20 protein-coding genes are annotated in these 18501 nt (G+C 45.4%); 6 read left to right on the forward strand and 14 right to left on the reverse strand.

Annotated elements, in window-relative coordinates; translation table 11 throughout:
- Positions 1-12 precede the first annotated feature (12 nt).
- The gene (locus tag WA325_RS06835) at positions 13-336 is read right to left on the reverse strand and encodes a thioredoxin family protein (RefSeq protein WP_010331513.1); all 324 of its coding nucleotides are present in this window, start codon (positions 334-336) and stop codon (positions 13-15) included.
- A gap of 39 nt (positions 337-375) precedes the next feature.
- A complete protein-coding gene (locus WA325_RS06840; protein WP_125825412.1) occupies positions 376-492 on the reverse strand; it encodes a hypothetical protein in 117 nt (38 codons plus the stop codon).
- A 77-nt stretch (positions 493-569) separates the two neighbouring features.
- Here WA325_RS06840 and WA325_RS06845 point away from each other — a divergent pair, with 77 nt between their 5' ends.
- On the forward strand, positions 570-1016 hold the full coding sequence (locus WA325_RS06845; protein ID WP_024122523.1) for a YtoQ family protein: 447 nt from the start codon (positions 570-572) through the stop codon (positions 1014-1016).
- A gap of 57 nt (positions 1017-1073) precedes the next feature.
- Here the strand turns inward: WA325_RS06845 and WA325_RS06850 are convergent, their stop codons facing one another.
- Positions 1074-2147, reverse strand: coding sequence for a M42 family metallopeptidase (locus tag WA325_RS06850; RefSeq protein ID WP_024122524.1), 1074 nt, complete (start codon positions 2145-2147; stop codon positions 1074-1076).
- A 157-nt stretch (positions 2148-2304) separates the two neighbouring features.
- Here WA325_RS06850 and WA325_RS06855 point away from each other — a divergent pair, with 157 nt between their 5' ends.
- Positions 2305-2622: a PepSY domain-containing protein gene (locus WA325_RS06855; protein ID WP_010331516.1), complete on the forward strand. Its 318-nt coding sequence runs from the start codon at positions 2305-2307 to the stop codon at positions 2620-2622.
- A gap of 54 nt (positions 2623-2676) precedes the next feature.
- On the opposite strand, the gene WA325_RS06860 is transcribed toward WA325_RS06855, so the two are convergent.
- From WA325_RS06860 to trmB, 3 genes are all read right to left on the reverse strand, one after another.
- Complete coding sequence (locus tag WA325_RS06860; protein WP_336183360.1) at positions 2677-4377, reverse strand: NAD-dependent malic enzyme; 1701 nt, start codon at positions 4375-4377, stop codon at positions 2677-2679.
- 82 nt (positions 4378-4459) lie between these two features.
- Positions 4460-5305, reverse strand: a complete 846-nt coding sequence (locus WA325_RS06865) for a YtnP family quorum-quenching lactonase (RefSeq protein ID WP_336183361.1) — start codon at positions 5303-5305, stop codon at positions 4460-4462.
- Positions 5306-5375: 70 nt separating this feature from the next.
- Positions 5376-6017 carry a tRNA (guanosine(46)-N7)-methyltransferase TrmB gene (trmB, locus tag WA325_RS06870; RefSeq protein WP_038954257.1) on the reverse strand — a complete coding sequence of 214 codons (642 nt, stop codon included), beginning with the start codon at positions 6015-6017 and terminating at the stop codon, positions 5376-5378.
- Positions 6018-6224: 207 nt separating this feature from the next.
- Here trmB and WA325_RS06875 point away from each other — a divergent pair, with 207 nt between their 5' ends.
- Entirely contained in the window at positions 6225-6503 is a 279-nt protein-coding gene (locus WA325_RS06875; RefSeq protein ID WP_024122528.1) for a YtzH-like family protein, read from the forward strand.
- On the opposite strand, the gene WA325_RS06880 is transcribed toward WA325_RS06875, so the two are convergent.
- The 5 genes from WA325_RS06880 to thpR form a co-directional block, all read right to left on the reverse strand.
- On the reverse strand, positions 6504-7301 hold the full coding sequence (locus tag WA325_RS06880) for a phosphotransferase family protein (protein ID WP_336183362.1): 798 nt from the start codon (positions 7299-7301) through the stop codon (positions 6504-6506).
- A 181-nt stretch (positions 7302-7482) separates the two neighbouring features.
- Positions 7483-9639, reverse strand: a complete 2157-nt coding sequence (pulA, locus tag WA325_RS06885) for a type I pullulanase (RefSeq protein WP_336183363.1) — start codon at positions 9637-9639, stop codon at positions 7483-7485.
- A 25-nt stretch (positions 9640-9664) separates the two neighbouring features.
- On the reverse strand, positions 9665-10594 hold the full coding sequence (locus WA325_RS06890) for a YegS/Rv2252/BmrU family lipid kinase (RefSeq protein WP_336183364.1): 930 nt from the start codon (positions 10592-10594) through the stop codon (positions 9665-9667).
- Positions 10595-10642: 48 nt separating this feature from the next.
- Entirely contained in the window at positions 10643-11557 is a 915-nt protein-coding gene (locus WA325_RS06895) for a hypothetical protein (protein ID WP_105990197.1), read from the reverse strand.
- Positions 11558-11580: 23 nt separating this feature from the next.
- A complete protein-coding gene (gene thpR / locus WA325_RS06900; RefSeq protein WP_326139267.1) occupies positions 11581-12132 on the reverse strand; it encodes an RNA 2',3'-cyclic phosphodiesterase in 552 nt (183 codons plus the stop codon).
- 148 nt (positions 12133-12280) lie between these two features.
- Here thpR and cysK point away from each other — a divergent pair, with 148 nt between their 5' ends.
- A complete protein-coding gene (gene cysK / locus WA325_RS06905; protein ID WP_336183365.1) occupies positions 12281-13216 on the forward strand; it encodes a cysteine synthase A in 936 nt (311 codons plus the stop codon).
- Between the two features lie 32 nt (positions 13217-13248).
- Here cysK and pepV read toward each other — a convergent pair whose 3' ends face one another.
- Positions 13249-14640: a dipeptidase PepV gene (pepV, locus tag WA325_RS06910; RefSeq protein ID WP_336183366.1), complete on the reverse strand. Its 1392-nt coding sequence runs from the start codon at positions 14638-14640 to the stop codon at positions 13249-13251.
- A gap of 96 nt (positions 14641-14736) precedes the next feature.
- On the opposite strand from pepV, the gene pbuO reads away from it, so the two are divergent.
- Positions 14737-16035, forward strand: a complete 1299-nt coding sequence (pbuO, locus tag WA325_RS06915) for a hypoxanthine/guanine permease PbuO (protein WP_105953371.1) — start codon at positions 14737-14739, stop codon at positions 16033-16035.
- 35 nt (positions 16036-16070) lie between these two features.
- On the opposite strand, the gene WA325_RS06920 is transcribed toward pbuO, so the two are convergent.
- Both WA325_RS06920 and WA325_RS06925 read right to left on the reverse strand, forming a co-directional pair.
- Positions 16071-17228, reverse strand: coding sequence for an ABC transporter permease (locus WA325_RS06920; RefSeq protein WP_336183367.1), 1158 nt, complete (start codon positions 17226-17228; stop codon positions 16071-16073).
- Positions 17225-17935, reverse strand: a complete 711-nt coding sequence (locus WA325_RS06925; protein WP_326326475.1) for an ABC transporter ATP-binding protein — start codon at positions 17933-17935, stop codon at positions 17225-17227. Before WA325_RS06925 ends, WA325_RS06920 begins: the two co-directional genes overlap by 4 nt.
- A gap of 287 nt (positions 17936-18222) precedes the next feature.
- Here WA325_RS06925 and WA325_RS06930 point away from each other — a divergent pair, with 287 nt between their 5' ends.
- Positions 18223-18444, forward strand: coding sequence for a DeoR family transcriptional regulator (locus WA325_RS06930; protein WP_003152337.1), 222 nt, complete (start codon positions 18223-18225; stop codon positions 18442-18444).
- Positions 18445-18501: the final 57 nt, after the last annotated feature.

Here is an 18501-nt window from a genome sequence, read left to right on the forward strand (position 1 = left end):
GGATATCCTCCTTTACGCTTTTGCGAGAGAGTCAGTTAAAAACTGTTCAATTTCTTCTTTTGTTTTGCGGTCTTTGCTCACAAAACGATTCACTTCTTTTCCTTCATTAAACACAACAAAGCTTGGAATGCCGTAAATCTCCCACTCTGCGCATGTATCAATAAATTTGTCGCGGTCTACATAGTAGTAAGTGAATTCAGGAAAGTCTGCTTCCAATTCCGGAAGAAAAGGCTCTACAAAACGGCAGTCCGGGCACCAGTCAGCAGAAAACATAAATACTGCCCAATCATCCTTTACCGCTTTTTCCAGCTCTTGCGTTGTTTCGATTTTTTTCATCAAATATCCCTCCAGTTGTTTATGTTCTTACATGTTAGTTTATCGATACTCGTCCATTTGGATCATACCAAACTGCTTGCGGCAAAACCACTTATATGCAACGAATGAATATGTAAGATAAGCTTTCCCATTATCATTATCATATTTTATTTGCATTATCAAGCACGTTTCGTTTAACATCTTTTACATGAGGGTAAAATTGACAAATGGTCATACATAAGGAGGGATCCAGTTTGGAGTTTATCGTCTATTTAGCCGGAGAAATCCACAGCAATTGGCGTGAGGAAATAAAGGAGAAAACGAAGTCACTGAAGCTGCCGATTACGTTTGTCGGCCCGATGGAGCATCACGACCGTTCAGACAATATCGGAGAAGAAATCATGGGCGCTCAGCCAAACGCAGTCTATAAGGACGACAAGGCTTCTGATATCAATAACTTCAGAACTGCCGTCTTGATGAATAAAGCCGACTTTGTAATCGCCTTGTTTGGCGAAAAGTATAAACAATGGAACACAGCAATGGATGCTTCCTATGCCATCGCAAAAGGCAAACCCCTGATCATCATTCGTCCTGAATCGCTCCACCACCCATTAAAAGAGCTTTCAAACAAAGCGAATATGACTGTTGAAACGGTGAACCAAGCCATTAAAGCACTTTCCTATGTATTTGAAACAAAATAAGAAAAAAGCTTGTCGACATGGCTTACAGCCCTGCTCAACAAGCTTTTTCTCAAGGTTTTACATATTTTCTTTAATTGCTTCAACAGTCTGCTTGTCACAGGCAGTTACGAGCTTTATCAGCATTTCTTTAGCCGCAGCGTAATCATCAATATGGATAATAGACGCATTTGTATGAATGTAGCGGGAGCAGATCCCGATAACTGCTGACGGAACGCCGCTATTTGAAATATGCACTCTGCCTGCATCTGTTCCGCCGCCGGAAACAAAGTATTGATATGGAATCTGATGCGTTTCAGCCATATCCAGAACAAATTCTCTCATTCCGCGGTGCATGACTGTCGTTCTGTCAAGAATGCGGAGCAAAAAGCCCTTTCCAAGCTGCCCAAACTGCTGTTTATCGCCGCTCATGTCGTTTGCCGGACTGGCGTCAAGCGCGAAGAACAAATCCGGTTTGATCATATGAGACGCTGTCTGCGCGCCTCTTAAGCCGACTTCTTCCTGAACGGTTGCGCCAGCGTAAAGCGTATTCGGCAGTTCTTTTCCTTGCAATTCCTTCAGCAATTCAATGCTCAATCCGCAGCCATACCGGTTATCCCACGCTTTTGATAATATTTTCTTTTCATTCGCCATAATGGTAAACGGGCATACAGGGACAATTTGCTGGCCCGGTTTAATGCCGATTTTGATGGCGTCTTCCTTATCATCCGCTCCGATATCAATCATCATGTTTTTGATATCCATCGGACGGTTTCGCTGAGCATCTGTTAACAGATGCGGCGGTATGCTTGAAATAACCCCCGGAACCGGGCCGTTATCTGTTTGAATTTCCACTCTTTGCGCCAGCAGCACCTGGCTCCACCAGCCCCCGAGCGTTTGGAACCTGAGTAATCCGTTATCTGTAATGGATGTCACCATAAATCCGACTTCATCCATATGTCCAGCCACCATGATTTTCGGCGCGTCCTCTCCGCCTTTTCTGACTCCGAAAACACTTCCCAGTCTGTCCTGAACGATATCATCGGCATATTTGGCAAGCTCCTGCTTCATAAACGCGCGGACCTGATGCTCATTGCCCGGCGCTCCGGGAAGCTGCGTCAGTGTTTGGAAAAGCGCTTTCGTTTCTTGATTCATGTTTTCCCCTCATTTCTATGTAGTTCTTTTATTTTATTAGAAAAAATTCTGTTTTCCAAGCACGCTGATTGAATCTGCTCAATGAGCCGCGTATCGCTTAACAGGATTTGGCGGTTTCTGTATAATGAAAGTACGATCAATCAGGAGGTGCTTTATTTTGAAATTGCGTCATCTTCTTTTAGGAGCAGGACTTGGAATTTGTACGGCTGTTGTTGTGAAGCAATATGTGATGAAGCCTTATATTTCTTCAGAAAGAGCGCTTCGTATCGTAAAATCCGCTTTTAAACAGCGGGGGCCGATTGATGGATCATGGATCTACACCCAGCCGGAGCCCTACAATGTGAATGGAGAAACCGTGCAGGTGTACAAGACCGGTGTTACACGGTCAGCTTTCGGAGAACTAGAGCAATATGAAGTGATGGTGGATGCGAAAACGGGGAGAATTGTAGATGTCATCGATACAATCGCGTCTTAACACCGGACAAGCGTAAAATAGGAGCCGCTGCCCATGCAGCGGCTCTTTTTTATATTATATCGCGCGAATTGGTTTGTATACCGGATACCACATCGCGTCCTGCACAGCCTGAATGATGTCCTCAGGCTCTTCAGTGGCCACGCCTTCCTTAATGGCGGTTTTAGCGACTTCAACTGCAACCGTTGCCGATACAGTCCGTAAATCCTCCACCTTCGGCAGCATCGGCGCGCCAGGCATGCCGACATTGACCATACTTGCGATCGCGCGGGCACATGCTTCAAACATGCCATCGGTGATTAATTTTGATTTGGTGACAATCGTTCCAAGCCCAAGTCCTGGGAAGACTAGTGCGTTGTTGGCCTGTCCGATATGATATGTCACGCCGTTATATTCCACTGGCGGGAACGGGCTTCCTGTCGTGATAAGCGCACGGCCTTCCGTCCATTCAATTAAATCTTGCGGTTTTGCTTCGGAAAGAGTCGTCGGATTCGACATCGGCAAAATCGCCGGCCGTTTTACGTGTGACGCCATTTCTTTTACAATTTCTTCAGTAAAAGCACCGGAAACCGTAGATGTTCCGATCAGGATCGTCGGTTTCGCCTGCCGGACCACTTCAAGAAGATCAATGCCCCCGCCTTCTCCGTTACGCTGATAATCCTTCACTTCATCAGCCGAACGGGCATAAGGCTTTTGGAAATCGAGAAGCTGATCCATATCATCTGTTAACAGCCCGTTTCGGTCTATGCACCAGAATCGCTGGTATGATTCTTCCTCACTCAGCCCTTCGCGCACCAATGCTTCCCGCAGCTGTTCAGCAATTCCGATTCCGGCCGTCCCCGCTCCGAATATGACGACTCTGTGATCCCTCAGCGGCACTTTAGACGCTTTTGCACAGGATAAAACTGCCGCCAGTGAAACAGCGCCTGTGCCTTGTATATCATCATTAAACGTACATATTTTATCTTTATAGCGTTTCAAGATGCTGCGTGCATTTTTCGCTCCGAAATCCTCCCAGTGGAGCAATGCATTCGGGAATGTCTCTCTCGCAAGTGAGACATATTCATCAATAAATTGGTCATAGCGTTCACCGCGCACTCTGGAATGCTGATTGCCGACATAAAGCGGATCGTTCAAGAGGCTCTCTTGATTTGTGCCCGCATCCAAAACGACAGCCAGCACTCTGCTCGGATCAATTCCGGCAGCGGCCGTGTATACCGCAAGCTTGCCAATTGATATCGCGATACCGCCGACTCCCCAGTCTCCGATTCCTAAAATCCCTTCAGCATCGGTTGCGACAATTAAGTCGATGGCATCACTTTTGTCTTTAAACTGTTTAAAGGCCTCTCTCATGCCTTCCGGGTCATCGATGGACAGATAGAGCCCTCTCGGCTTCCTGTATTCATGGCTGTATCTCTGAATGGCCGTACCTACTGTCGGCGTGTATACAATCGGGAGCATTTCCCCTAAGTGGTCATTTAACAAACGGTAAAACAGCGTTTCATTTCGATCGTGCAGCGCTGTCAAATAAACGTTTTTACTTAAATCATCAGGCTGTGAGGAAAACTGTTCGTACGCTCTTTTTGCCTGTTCATCAATGGTCAATACCTTCGGCGGCAAAAAGCCATTCAATCCGAGCGCTTTTCTTTCCTCTGTTGTAAAAGCCACTCCTTTGTTCAAAAAAGGAACAGAGAGTACTTCAAGGCCTCTTAATGTTGTCTGAATGTCTCCTTCGTTCGTTACTTCAAATTGTTTCACCCTGCCTCTTCCTTTCTGAGCATAATTAGTACTAGGTTTGCTTTATTAGCCGGAAATCATGCAGGGTAAACATGAAAATATGCTATTGTTTCTTTCGTTTGAGTGATTCTGTCATTCTTTCGTCCCCGTCCCATTTCAGTGCGCGATATACGGCATCATGATAAAAAATAAACCATGCGTCTTTTTCCGCTGCATACGCCTGCCACTTTTGCTTTTGCGGTATAGAGGTCATCGGATAATCATCATAAGCCAGCACCCATAATGGATTGCGGTGGGCGTGTGTCGGCATCAAATCCGCCATATGTACCGCGGTTTCACCCGCATCCTCACATACAAGAACACAGTGGCCGTCACTGTGGCCCCCGGTATGATGCATTGTAACCCCCTCTGTTATCGTGCAAGTGTCTTCAAAGGTCTTCACTTGGCCGGCAACCGCCTCCCAGTTTTCTTTCCAGTAGGTATTTTTCGATCTGATATTCGGATGGCGCATTTCATTCCATTCAACAGATGAAGTATAAATAACGGCATTTGGAAAAACTGGCACCAGTTTATCTCCATCGTATTCCGTCAATCCGCACGCATGGTCAAAATGAAGGTGTGTCATGGCGATCACGTGGATATCTTCAACCGTTAACCCGAGCGCTGCTAATGATGTTTTCACATTGGATTCTTGGGTCACACCGTAGTTTCTTTTTTGTTTCTCAGTCAGCTTTCCGGACCCGATACCGGCATCAACAATCACGTTTTGCCCGTCCTTTTGAATAAGAATCGGATCTGTCCTTAGTTCAATCTGGTTTTTTTCATTGACTGGGTATTTTTTTGACCATAACGGCTTTGGAACAACGCCGAACATGGCTCCTCCGTCCATGTGAGTCACCCCTCCGTCAAGCCAGGTTAACGTCGTGTTTCCAATTTTCATCGTTTCCATCTTCATCCCCCCTGTCATCATCGTAGCAAACAGCGCATAAAAAAAACAGACTCCTGTGTCAGAGTCTGTTTTACGCTCTCCATTCAACTTCAGCCCGATAGATCGGCTGGCCGAGTGCTGAGAATTTTTCTTCATATTCTGTCATGATGTTATCTTCCATATCACTGTTATGCAGATCAAGACTGACATATGTCAGCAGCAGACCGTATTCCGAGAAGCTTTTCAGCGAGTACTCAAACAGGCCGCGGTTGTCTGTTTTAAAATGAATTGCTCCGCCTTTCCCCATCACTTCTTCATATTTCTTGAGAAAATGGGAATACGTCAGACGGCGTTTTTCGTGGCGGTTTTTCGGCCAAGGATCAGAAAAGTTCAAGTACACCCGTTTGACTTCACCCGGCTCAAACACGTCTGTCAGCGTGTCCGCGTCTATATTCAAAAGCTTTACATTCGGCACTTCGCTATCCTTTACTTTCTGGACAGCTGTCACAATTACGCTTTTAAATAACTCAATACCAATATAATTAATGTCAGGATTTTGTTTGGCCATCCCGGAAATAAATTGCCCTTTTCCTGTACCGACCTCGATATGGATCGGATTGCTGTTGCCAAACACTGTATTCCATTTTCCTTTATAATCAGCAGGATTGCTGATGGCAATATCTGCGTTTTCAGCCAAAAAGTCATCAGCCCAAGGCTTGTGGCGCATTCTCATATGATTGACACCTCTATCTATTATTTCGACTAACAACATACCATGAATTAAAAAGACCCGCAAGCTTGTTTTTGAAGGTGTGCCTTTCAGAGCAAATCACATAAAAAAAGAGGTTCCCATCTGTCGGAACACTCGTGTCTCATGCATAAAACCATACTGTTTTGAACAATTTAACCCGTAAGATACTGAAGGGATGTGTACCGTTTTATGGGTTTAAATTACGAGAATCAAGTTGATCTATTGAAGGACATTTTGACTGACCATCAATTAGACTGCTGCGGAACCGTCGCAGAGTACGAACAGCTTGAACGTGTGATTAAATCGCTGATGGCAAACACCGAGCTCGATTCACACTTAAAAAACGTGCTGGAAGATGTGTACCGATACAGCCAATCAGGAATATCATCCAAATCCATCGACTCACACATACAAGAGCACCAGAGCAGCTTGTCTCAATGGGTAGAGGAAATGGATTCGTATTCCTGATTATTGAACAATCCGCTTCATCAGCATATGCAGTTCTTCCATTGCATCATGGAATTCTTTATCGTTTCCTTTGGATTTATGCCAGGCAATGAAAGTGATTGTTTCAGATAGCACATACCATGCCATTCTTAACCGAAGGCTTTCCGTTAACTCAATACCGTACATGCCCAGCCAGCTCTCCCAAGCTGGCTTTTCGACGTAATGGTACAGCAATGGCCCTAGATCCATCGCCGGGTCAGCGATCATGGCGCCGTCCCAGTCAATTAAATACAGCTGGTTGTCTTCAGACAATAGCCAGTTATTATGATTGACATCACAATGGCAAACGACTTTCTCACCGAAATGCACTTCATGCAGATGATCTTCTAAATACGTAATCCCTTCTTGAATCAGCGGCGAAGATTGCTGCACAGCAAATACAGCCTGTTTAAGCTGAGACAGCAGAGTCCCTGGATTCAGAGGTTCCTTTCCAAGTCTCTTCAGCATGTCCAGCAAGGCTTTTGATGTGTGTATTTTACGAAGCAATTCAGCAACGGGCCGTCCGCTCATGTCTTTCGGCTTCAGCTCTCTGCCGGTCATCCAGTGCTGGGCCGTTATGACGTCCCCATTCTCCATCCGTTTTGTCCAAACCAGCTTAGGAACAATGCCTTCGGCGGATAAAACAGCTAAAAAAGGTGAGCTATTACGTTTTAAAAAAAGCTGCTGCCCGTTATGTTTCGCATAATATGCATCTCCTGTAGCTCCTCCGGCGGGGAAGATCTCCCAATCGCTACCTAGTAATTGTCCCAACCAGTTCATATCAATGTTCAACCCATCATTTCTTAAAATATTTTAGAATAAAGGCCTATTCGTCTTCAGTGTATCCAGCGAATGCCTTTTTCGTACGAATCGTATGAAAAATAAAAAAGACAGCTATTGAGAGTCTCATATGCTAATCAATAGCCGTCTTTTAAATTTTAGCGCTATAGCACAAACTTCGTCAAGCAAAACTCGTAAGATCTCGTGCTAAATATAAGATAACCGTTCCAATGCCGTTTACAGCAACCGCTTTCTTGATTTCTCCAGGCTCAGCACGAAACCCGTCAGTATCACATAGAAGGCGGTAAGCCTTATCTTTCGGCAGCTGCCATGTAACAGAATCGGGGCTGGCATGATGGATGACAATGATTTCTTCCCATTCATCGATTGCGCCGAGGTTAAACAGCCGGTATACAATAAGGTGCTCTTTGAGAGCCAGACATTCAAGGCAGCGCTGAATATCGGCTGATGACGTAAGCCGGAATGCCGGATGCGCTTTTCTGAGTGAAATCAGCCCGCGGACATAGTCAACATCCTGCTTGAATGTTTCACGCCGCGACCAGTCCAGCTGGTTGATGCTGTCACTGGATTGATAGCTGTTTTCCACCCCCTGCTTCGTCCGGAAAAATTCCTGTCCGCTGTGAATAAACGGCACTCCCTGGGCCAGCAGAATGATTGCAGACGCCAGCTTTTGCCTGCTTCTTTTTCGGCTCTCACTTTCTTGAGGAAGCGCGAGGCTCATTTTATCCCAAAATGTGTGGTTGTCATGCGACTCGACATAATTGATGGACTGGCTCGGAGCAGACACAAGCGGGTCTGTCTCTTTCCATCCGGAAGATCCGGCAATCCCGTGCATGACTGTTTCCGTTTTTTCGCCGTTCCCAAGGGCAAAACCCGCCGCCGCGATATGAAAGGTATTCCCTTTAACAGCGTCACGAAACGAATCATTAAAAAAACCGACGCCCGGCATTTTCGATGCATTCGCCAATGTCGCTTTCTGTTCAGGCGGCAGCGGTGTTGCCAAATCCCAGCCTTCCCCAAAGAGAAGGATTCCGGGCTTTACCTCATATGCTTTTTCTTTCATATGAAGAACCGTTTCAATATCTAAAATGCCGAGCAGATCAAAGCGGAAGCCGTCGACATCGTATTCCTTCAGCCAATACATGACGCAATCCGTAATGAATTTCCTTGCCATCCGCCTTTCTGAGGCGATGTCATTCCCGACGCCGGTGCCATTCGAAGGCATCCCGAATTGATCATGCCGGAAGAAATAACCGGGCACCGTTTTTTCAAAGGGCGAGTGCTCTCTTTGATATACATGGTTATAAACAACATCCAGAATGACACGCAGGCCATGCTGATGCAGGGTGTGAATCATTTGTTTTACTTCTGTGTTTCTTGTCTGAGGGTCGTGAGGATTGGAGGCATAGCTTCCCTCCGGGGCGAAAAAATGAAGCGGATTATAGCCCCAATTGTAGGCGGCAAGCGGGTTTTCTTCATCAACTCCGGCATAATCGTTTAGCGGCAAAAGCTCTATATGTGTAACGCCAAGCTCTTTTAAATAAGAAAGTCCTGTAGAATTGCCATTTTTCGTTTTGGTGTCCGTTTCAGCAAGCGCCGCATATTTCCCCTTGTTTTTCATACCGCTGTTTTCATGAATGGAGAAGTCTCGGATGTGCATCTCATAAATAATGGCATCAACTGGGGCTGAAAATGGTGTAAGCGTAGGAGCCGAATTTACTTGATCAGGGCGCAGCACAACACCCTTCTCTCCGTTGACCGTCACAGCTTTTGCATACGGATCAACCGTTTCTGTCCATTCTAAATTGTTGCAAATCCGGTACACATACTCATAACCGTGCAGATCTCCAGCCACTGTAACGGCGTATACTCCATTTTCCATTCTTGTCATTTGAAGCGTGTGCCCGCTTTTTTCGGGATGTGACAGCTTGACGGCAGCTGACGTGGCAGCAGGCGCCCATACCTTAAATTCAGTATAATCCGAAGCGTAAACAGCTCCGAGCTCCCCGTCATAATAAAATGCAGCATCAAACGCATCCGTCCTGACAACCGCCCCGATTTGGAGATCCGTTTTTCCGTCGCCGGATGCTTTGACATGATGCGTTTTCCCGAAAGTCACCGGCTGTTCAGCTACACATACATACTTGTATTTCCCTTCTATTTGCCATTCCTGACTGACTGTCAGAGGAATTTCCGCTGTATCTGTCTCAAGCTGAAAAGGCGGCGTAAAGGTATCTTTTTGATCAGCAGGAATCAGAACCGTAATGATATTCATTTCATCGGCATACGCTTCAAAGCTGCGTTGGATACTGACCATCAGAATCTCTCTCCTCCAAAAACGTTTATGTTTTGATCCGTAAAGGTGAGGGACTCGATGCCAGACGGAATGGGGTTGTGCCCATGATTTCTCCGTCAGCATGGAACGGAATTTTGTCCTTCGTGTAAAACGTAATGTCTTTCGCTTTAAACATCGTCACGCCGTCCATTTTGGTGTGTTTTCCAAATGTCATCAAGCATAAAAACCAATACTTTTTCAAAAACGGCAGATTCTCAACAATGATGATATCAAATGCCTGTTCGCGCGGATTCGCAAGCGGGGCCGCCTTCATGCCGCCTCCGTAAAACGGATGATTGGAGACGACCGCAAACCAGACATGATGAAATTCCTGTGTCTCCCCTTCAATTGTACAGGCCAACGAAAACGGCTTAAAGGTAGCCGACGCGTACAAATGGGAAAGCGGATAGACAAGGTAACGGAGGCGCAGAAAATGGACCGCCCGTTTTAATGGAAATTCCATCGCCTTCTTATTGACATATGCGTCAAAGCCGATTCCGATATGATTCAAAAAATAAAGAACCTGCGATTTATCCTGAAGCAAATTAATGCTTCCTAAATGAAACGTTCGCGTTAACGGACGCTTCAGCTGTCTGATTTCCTGAATCAGATCTATTTTCTTAATGGAGAATCCTCTGGAAAAATCATTGTACGCGCCAGCCGGCACAAAACTCAGTTCGATATCGTCAACATCTTTCAGCCCGTTGACGACTTCGTGCATCGTTCCGTCTCCGCCGATAACGATCAGGCGTTTCAGCTTATATTCCTGAATCGTTGAAATCTGCCGGGCGAGAACCTCGGCGTGTCCCGGATGTTCTGTTAAAAATGAGCGGTGCTCAATCTTTCGTTTCAATAATTCCTTTTGTATCGACTTCCAAACACGCAGGCCTTTTCGATGCCCTGCTGCCGGATTAATAATAAAAAACCATTGGCTCATCTTTCTCACCTGCTTATGTTATGAGAAAACCGCTCAAATCGTTCTGCTTTACTCCAGCCACTCTTGTCTGCGATAGGAGTCTGACAGGCAATAAGACAACAAAGCCTTTGCAGCCTTTAATTGATGATGTTTTATCGGAGCAGTGTTTTTCTTCTGCCTCTCCATCCAATCCGCCAAGCCCCGTTTGTCCACTATTTCCAGACCGTACGGCGGCTCGGGGTAATCGATGTATGACGTTCTGCTCAGGAGTAATTTCGAGACTGGAATATCAGCGCCTTTTTCCTTTACGATCTTCGACACAACAGATCCCGTCCGAAACAGACTCAACGCCGGATTTAATACCGATTCAGTCTGAGAGCCTGTTTTCTTCTCCCAAAAACGATGTTTAGATCCTATGTACACACTGTCTTCCTCTGCCTCTATAAAAGAAACGCAAAAAATGTCAAGAGGTGAAATGATCACTATGCTTAATTCTACTGCCGCCTGCTGAATTTTGAGCACAGGCTTATACATAATAAAATAAGAATCAGGAAGCTGCTGGGCCAGAAAACGCAAAATGCGGTCCTGCTTCACCTGGTTTGACAGATTTGACATCTCGGAAAGAGTAGAGCTTGCCCATTTGAGCTGAAATTCATATAAATGTCTTTTATAAAAGGAAGCAAGCGCCATCCTGCTCTTCGGCAGCCTTACGTTCAGATCGTCTTCTTCCTCAAACCATTGGTGTCTCTCTTCTTGTATATCGGCTTCTATCTCTTCTTTTCTTCTTTTCAATGAAAATTTTTTCCGTTTCTGCACCGGTTCCGGCTGTTCAGCACTGGCTTGTCTTTCTTCATGCTGGCGCTCCGCTGCTTCTAATAGTGAAAGCCAGCGCTCTTTTTTCAGCCGTATAAACTGATTCATATAATGGTACGGATCAAGTTCATATCTCGATATATAATCATGTATTTTGATGATTTGTGCCATTTTGTTTCTCCACTCCGCATGAATTAAGTTAAATGAAATTTGTATTTTTCCTTATATTTTGGTGATTGATTTAAGTGTGTCTGAAAAAGTGAAAATCGTTCAATAGCCGTTGAAACCTCACCGCTTTTAAACGGGATATGCGCCGGAAATCCCTTTTGGCCTGTCCATTTTCTTGCCAGCGTCATATGGGGATGATACGCTCTCTTTTCCACTTTAAAGCCTGCTTGAAGAACAGCTTGTTTTGTATGCTCCCGCAGTGTTTCGAGCGCCGTATTCCTCTTCGGCTCCAAATGTAACACGCGCGGCTGCCTGCGGTCTCCGAACACATCTATTTTGTCAAACTCAATTGTAAACGGATTGACATCTACAGCTATCTCGGCAAGCGAGCCTTCAAGCTGCTTGATTTGCGCTTCATCCGCCGCACCGAGAAAAATTAACGTAATATGGTAGTCAAGCGGGTGCACCCATTTTTGAAACGTGAGCGCCGGCTCGCTTTTCGCAGCCTGGTAAATCGGATTTGCAATTTCTGGCGGAATGGGCACGCCGATGAAATAATGAGGCCGGATATCTGACATCCGTCTGACACTCCCTTCTTTGACTGCTATTATTTTATCAATAAAGAGGCTGCGCGAATAGAGGAACCGCATATGAAAACACTCTCGCGCAAACCTTTATTATGTTAGGATATTATATGACACTTGTTTTATTCAGAAAGGAATGACAATGTTGAAAATCGTTGAAAACACTTCTGATCTTATAGGAGATACACCGCTTGTGAGATTGAATCGGCTTCAGCCGGAAAACGCAGCACAAGTCTATTTAAAACTTGAATTTTTCAATCCAAGCGGCAGTGTGAAAGACAGAGCCGCTTACAATATGATCATAGAAGCAGAACAAAACGGCTTACTCAAGTCTGGCTCAGTTATCATTGAGCCGACCAGCGGAAATACCGGAATCGGACTCGCCATGAATGCGGCGGCCCGCGGCTATAAAGCGATTTTAGTCATGCCGGATACAATGACGAAGGAGCGGATCAACCTCCTCAAAGCCTATGGTGCAGAGGTTGTGTTAACTCCCGGATCGGAAAGAATGCCCGGCAGCATTAAAAAAGCAAAAGAGCTAGCCGAACAAATTCCGAACAGCTTCATTCCGATGCAGTTTGATAATACCGCAAATCCTGACGCGCATCGAAAAACAACTGCTCTTGAAATTGCCCGGGCAATAAAAGAAATCGGAAAACCGCTAGGCGCTTTTGTAGCTTCTTCCGGTACTGGCGGGACCATTACAGGCACCGGTGAAGCGCTAAAAGAACTTTTCCCGGATATTTTGGTTCATGTTGTTGAGCCTGCAGGGTCTCCGGTATTATCAGGCGGAAAACCGGGTGCGCATAAGCTGGTTGGAACAAGCCCAGGCTTCATACCTCCAGTTTTAAATCAAGATGTATATGATGAAATTATCAAAATCACTGATGAGGATGCTTATACGACTACCAGACGCCTTGCTGCGGAGGAAGGAATTCTCGTCGGGCCTTCTTCAGGCGCTGCCTGCTTCGCGGCGATTGAAGCAGCCAAACGTCTCTCTCCTGATCAAGTCGTTGTCTGTATGACAGCTGATACCGGAGAACGCTATTTATCAACTGATTTATGGTCATTTGTGTAAAAAAGGACTGGCTTCAGAAGAAGCCGGTCCTTTTATTTTGCAAGTTCGTAGATGGCCTGCGCATATAAAGCAGTCGCTCTGAGGAGATCATCAATTTCAATATACTCGTCTTTTTGGTGCGCACTGTCGGGACGTCCGGGGAACAGCGGACCGAATGCGACGCCGGCTTTCAAAGATCTTGCGTACGTTCCCCCGCCGATTGAAATTAAATCAGCTTTTTTGCCCAATTGGCCTTCATATACCTTTTGCAGTGTTTTGACTAGCGGATGGTCTGCTGATACATGATGCGGCTTGCTGTCTTTAAATTCTCCAAGCTCAAATTCAGCGGCGCTTTCAAACGCATCGCGGATCATTTTGCTTTCCGCCGTTACCGGATAGCGGATATTGATTCCGAGCTCGCCTCCTTGCCCTTCTGTATAGCGCAGTGTTCCGACATTTAATGTCAGCTCTCCGCTAATCTCATCCTCACAGTCAATATTCAGTTTCTTTCCTCTCGTATCATCTGAGAATTTGTCTGACACGATTTGAACAAAACGCTGTCCGGCTTCATCCAGCTTAGTCTTGCGCAAAAATTCTGCCAGTTTGATGCCGGCATTCACTCCATTGTTCGGTTCCATCGCATGGCAGGAAAGTCCGTGCATGCGCAAGATCAGCTGCCTATTCTCAATCTCAGCTTCACCTTTTTGATCTGTCGCGCGGAGCATGTCTTTAAATGAGGCTAGAACCTCTTCTATATTTGATCCTTTGATAACGGCTTCCGCAGCGTCTGGCACCATGTTTAAGCGGAGGCCTGATGTAAACGAGGCAAGAACTGTTTCTGAAGCGGCTTCGTTTGCGCGGTGCGGGATGAGCAATGAAGCATCAATAATCCCTTTTTCCGCGTTAATAATCGGGAAATCAGCATCTGGCGCAAATCCGAGAGTCGGCATTTCTTCGTGCTTGAAATAATGCTCCACACATCTCCAATCACTTTCTTCATCTGTTCCGATAATGATTCTGACACGCTTAGAAAGCGGCAGATTCATGTCTTTGACGATTTTCAGCGCGTAGAACGCCGCCATCGTCGGACCTTTGTCGTCAATGGCGCCCCTGGCATAAATCCGTCCGTTTCGGATGTCCGCTGAAAACGGATCACTTGTCCAGCCGTCTCCGGGCGGTACAACATCAACATGGCAAAGAACGCCGACAATGTCTTCACCCTCGCCCCATTCGATATGACCGGCGAACCCCTCAAGATTTTTCACGGAAAATCCTTCTTTTTCTCCAAGCTCAAGCAAAGAGGTCAAGCTGGCATTTACCCCTTCTCCGAATGGTTTGCCGGGCCCGGCTGTTGTTTCGTCCATTACACTGTTGATTCTCAAGAATTCCTGCGTATCGCGAATCAAATCATCTTTTTTTCTGATCACTTCGACTTCCCAGTTCATAATGATCCCCTTTCTGCAATAAATCACTTGCAAAAACTAAATAAAACGAATAATATTAATGGTGTTTTGTTAAAACGTTCGTAATTGGAGGTTACTATGTTTCATCTAAAAGAGCAGCAAACATCGATTAAACAAGAAATCATAGCTGGATTGACGACCTTTTTTACAATGGTCTATATTGTAGTGGTGAATCCGGTCATTTTAGCGAATGCCGGAGTTCCTTTTGACCAGGTCTTTACCGCAACGATTATCGCCTCCATTGTCGGAACACTGTGGATGGCCCTGGCTGCAAATTATCCGATTGCCATTGCGCCCGGCATGGGCTTAAACGCTTACTTAGCCTATCACGTTGTAGGCGCAAGCGGCGGCGGCATCACGTACGCAACAGCTTTCAGCGCAGTATTCACAGCAGGGGTTCTCTTCATTATTCTATCGTTAACGCCTTTAAGAAAACAACTGATAGAAGCGATTCCAAACAATTTAAAATACGGCATCACCACAGGGATCGGACTTTTTATTGCGTTTATCGGTTTACGGCAGGCGGGAATGATTACGGCTGATAAATCAAATCTGGTCACACTCGGCAACCTTCATTCGCCAGCGGTTATCTTAACGCTGATCGGCTTATTGATCAGTGTGATCCTGATGGTGCTGAATGTAAGCGGAGCGTTATTTATCGGAATGGCAGCTACCGCTTTGATCGCGTTTTTTACCGGCCAGCTGCATTTTCCTAAAGGCTTTATGTCTTTTCCGCATTTGCCTGAGGGATTGATTATTTCAAATCCGTTCTCCGCTTTTGGCGATGTGATCCATCACGGCCTGTACGCTGTCGTCTTTTCATTTCTGCTGGTCACGATTTTTGATACGACCGGTACGATGATCGGTGTGGCCGAGCAAGCCGGATTGATGAAAAACAACAAGCTCCCGAACGCGCGAAAAGCACTGCTTGCTGATTCAACGGCGACCACAGTCGGTGCTGTTTTCGGAACAAGTCCGACAACCGCGTTTGTCGAGTCTTCAGCTGGCGTCGCAGCCGGGGGAAGAACAGGTCTTACGTCTTTAACTGTCGCGGTATTGTTTGCAGCTTCGATGTTTTTCAGTCCGCTTGTCAGCGCCTTATCCGGCATATCCGCCATCACTTCTCCGGCTTTGATTATTGTCGGCAGCCTGATGATGGGCTCGGTGTCGAATATTAACTGGAAGGAGATGGACGAGGCATTTCCGGCATTTCTCGTTGTTCTGACCATGCCTCTTACATCAAGCATTTCCACAGGAATTGCGCTTGGCTTTATTTCGTATCCGATTGTGAAAGCAGCACGGGGAAAATGGAGAGACATTCATCCTCTCGTCCTCGTATTTGCCGTTCTGTTTTTCATCCAGCTATTTATTCTATAACATACAGAAAACCCAAACGGCATCCGTTTGGGTTTTTATTTCACCAAAAAAGAGATAGCAGCCGCCAAAAAGCAGCAGGCAACACAAGCATAGTGCAGCGTGTTCACACTGCTTTTTCTGGCCCGGTAATATTCATTACTTTCCTTATCAGCCCCAATTAAGATCGGCGCATCCATCACTTTGTCAAAAATAAGCGAAAGCACATAACGGCAAACACCTGTATAAACCAGCAGCGCAATCACCTTAAGAACGATCGGGGAAACGACTGTTAAAACCGTAAAAGCCGACAAAAGCATATACAGATGCCTCGCATACTCCCCATTCCTCAGCATGACTTTAAAAAACAATTCTTTATAAATTGTATACATTGTCCGTTCCTTAAATATCCTTTTAGAATTCCGGAATAATAGTGGTTTTCTCCTCATCCTGTCCTTTACTCTCGGCATTCTCACATCCTGGCTCGTCATCATTACAAGACCTGCAAGAGTGAGCCTGATTTTTTTCTCCTCAAGCACCTCTGCCTCAAAAGCCGATAATGAAGCCGTCTTTTTCAAACTGCGTATGAAAGCAAAAATAAAAAACAAAACACCGGCAAGCGAGAGCAAGTGCCACTCGGTAAAGGTAATCATGAGAAAAGAACACGCCAAAAGCACAGCCTTGAGAAAAAAGTCTGCAATCTGTCTCCAAATAGATCTTGGTTTTCTGACCCTGTCCTGCTTCAAGGATAAAAAGAGCGTATGAAGACCGAATGCATAGATCAATAGAGCAGCGCTTTCTGGAATAGTGACGCGAACAGAATCAATGATAAAGGGAAGAAAAAGAAAAAAGAGCAACAGCCATTTGGCGAACGTGAACAATATAGAATACACCAATGCGTATTGTTTCATCTGGCGAATGATCGCTTTCTTTTGCAGCAAAAACACCTGGTCCGCTTCCAGTAAAAAAGTATGGATGGAGCCTGTGCAAACAATCAGTATACCGACAGCGTATAACCATCTCCATTCGACTCTCTCAGACCACTCGTAAAGAAGGCCGCTTCCGTTTGTCCACTCCACATACTGATAAATCACAAAAGCAAGCGCCGGCAGGACAATGTAGAGCGCAACCGTCCAATCAATGACAGCATGCAGCACCTTAAACTGATATCGGTAAAAATCCATCCACCTTCGAAAAAAGAGAGACCGCCCGTTCATGCCTTTTCTCCTTGAATCGCCGTATAAAAACAGTCAAGCAATGACTGCCCGTCTAACCCTGTCTGCTCTTGAATATCTTTTAAAGTTCCCTGAAGAAACAAAGAACCTTTATCAATCATGTAAAACCGGTCGCAGATTTTTTCCGCGGTATCAAGTACGTGTGTGCACATAAGAATGCCGGCTCCTCTATCTTTCTCAGCCTTCAGCATGTCCACAAAGCGTTTTGTCGATATCGGGTCAAGGCCGATAAACGGTTCATCAATCACATACATATCAGGCTTAGAAAGAAAAGCCTGAATCAGCATCAGCTTTTGCTGCATGCCCTTCGAAAACGTCACCGGCAGCTCATGCATGACATGATCAAGCGAAAATGTTTCAAGAAGACTTTGGGCCCGATATTCGAATTCACTCTGATCAATGCCGTGCAAAGTGCTGATCAGATCGAGATGCTCCCACAGCGTTAATTCCTCATAAAAGGACGGGTGCTCCGGAATATAAGCAAACGAGCAATCATTCCAAGTGATAGTCCCTTTAAAGTCTTGCGAGAGGCCGAGTATCGCCTTGATGGCTGTACTTTTTCCAGCGCCGTTCGCTCCAATCAACCCGACAAGCTCCCCTTCTCTGACTTCCAATAAAACATCGGTGAGCACTTTTTTTCGGTTTGTATACCCTGCTTGCTCTATTGATGCTTCCAACAACATTCTCAATCTCACTCACCCCCTTAATCACATACGAAACGGAATAAAAAAAGTTTCTTTATCCATAATAATATTGTGCTGAAATACATAGTAATCCAACAAGGATGGCGGCCAAACTCAAATTGGAAAAAATTTATCATACTTATTCCTAGATTCACTGCGGCGAAATCGTGTATAATGAAGGCGAATTATTTAAATATTACAGATGTCTGCCTTAGTTGCTATTTCGTACGCAGTTGATAGTCGTGAGTTGTGGTTAGTCAAGTCCATCCGATCTTATGATAGGGAGTGGTTTTTTGAAACCTTCAACAAACCGTATGCTAACTCGAATCAAATCAGTTTACATGTTTATTCAAGAGAAAGGCCTTGTGACAACACAGGAACTGGTTGACGAATTCGGCATTACACCTAGAACGATTCAAAGAGACTTAAATGTGTTAGCATATAATGATCTTGTTCATAGTCCAAGCCGTGGCAAATGGGAGACAACGAGAAAGAAAGTAAAGATTACCTCATAACATTAAAAATTACATAGGGCCGCCCTGTGAGCGGCCTGATAGATACAGGGCGAGGAA

The organism is Bacillus sp. 205(2023) (genome assembly GCF_037027485.1).
GTDB classification, from domain to species: domain Bacteria; phylum Bacillota; class Bacilli; order Bacillales; family Bacillaceae; genus Bacillus; species Bacillus halotolerans.

What these genes read in the sequence shown, in the direction of transcription:
- WA325_RS06835 (WP_010331513.1), bottom strand. Translation starts at nt 336, where the DNA reads ATGAAAAAAATCGAAACAACGCAAGAGCTGGAAAAAGCGGTAAAGGAT.
- WA325_RS06840 (WP_125825412.1), bottom strand. Translation starts at nt 492, where the DNA reads ATGCAAATAAAATATGATAATGATAATGGGAAAGCTTATCTTACATAT.
- WA325_RS06850 (WP_024122524.1), bottom strand. Translation starts at nt 2,147, where the DNA reads ATGAATCAAGAAACGAAAGCGCTTTTCCAAACACTGACGCAGCTTCCC.
- WA325_RS06865 (WP_336183361.1), bottom strand. Translation starts at nt 5,305, where the DNA reads ATGGAAACGATGAAAATTGGAAACACGACGTTAACCTGGCTTGACGGA.
- trmB (WP_038954257.1), bottom strand. Translation starts at nt 6,017, where the DNA reads ATGAGAATGCGCCACAAGCCTTGGGCTGATGACTTTTTGGCTGAAAAC.
- WA325_RS06875 (WP_024122528.1), top strand. Translation starts at nt 6,225, where the DNA reads ATGGGTTTAAATTACGAGAATCAAGTTGATCTATTGAAGGACATTTTG.
- WA325_RS06880 (WP_336183362.1), bottom strand. Translation starts at nt 7,301, where the DNA reads ATGAACTGGTTGGGACAATTACTAGGTAGCGATTGGGAGATCTTCCCC.
- pulA (WP_336183363.1), bottom strand. Translation starts at nt 9,639, where the DNA reads ATGGTCAGTATCCAACGCAGCTTTGAAGCGTATGCCGATGAAATGAAT.
- WA325_RS06890 (WP_336183364.1), bottom strand. Translation starts at nt 10,594, where the DNA reads ATGAGCCAATGGTTTTTTATTATTAATCCGGCAGCAGGGCATCGAAAA.
- WA325_RS06895 (WP_105990197.1), bottom strand. Translation starts at nt 11,557, where the DNA reads ATGGCACAAATCATCAAAATACATGATTATATATCGAGATATGAACTT.
- thpR (WP_326139267.1), bottom strand. Translation starts at nt 12,132, where the DNA reads ATGTCAGATATCCGGCCTCATTATTTCATCGGCGTGCCCATTCCGCCA.
- cysK (WP_336183365.1), top strand. Translation starts at nt 12,281, where the DNA reads ATGTTGAAAATCGTTGAAAACACTTCTGATCTTATAGGAGATACACCG.
- pepV (WP_336183366.1), bottom strand. Translation starts at nt 14,640, where the DNA reads ATGAACTGGGAAGTCGAAGTGATCAGAAAAAAAGATGATTTGATTCGC.
- pbuO (WP_105953371.1), top strand. Translation starts at nt 14,737, where the DNA reads ATGTTTCATCTAAAAGAGCAGCAAACATCGATTAAACAAGAAATCATA.
- WA325_RS06920 (WP_336183367.1), bottom strand. Translation starts at nt 17,228, where the DNA reads ATGAACGGGCGGTCTCTCTTTTTTCGAAGGTGGATGGATTTTTACCGA.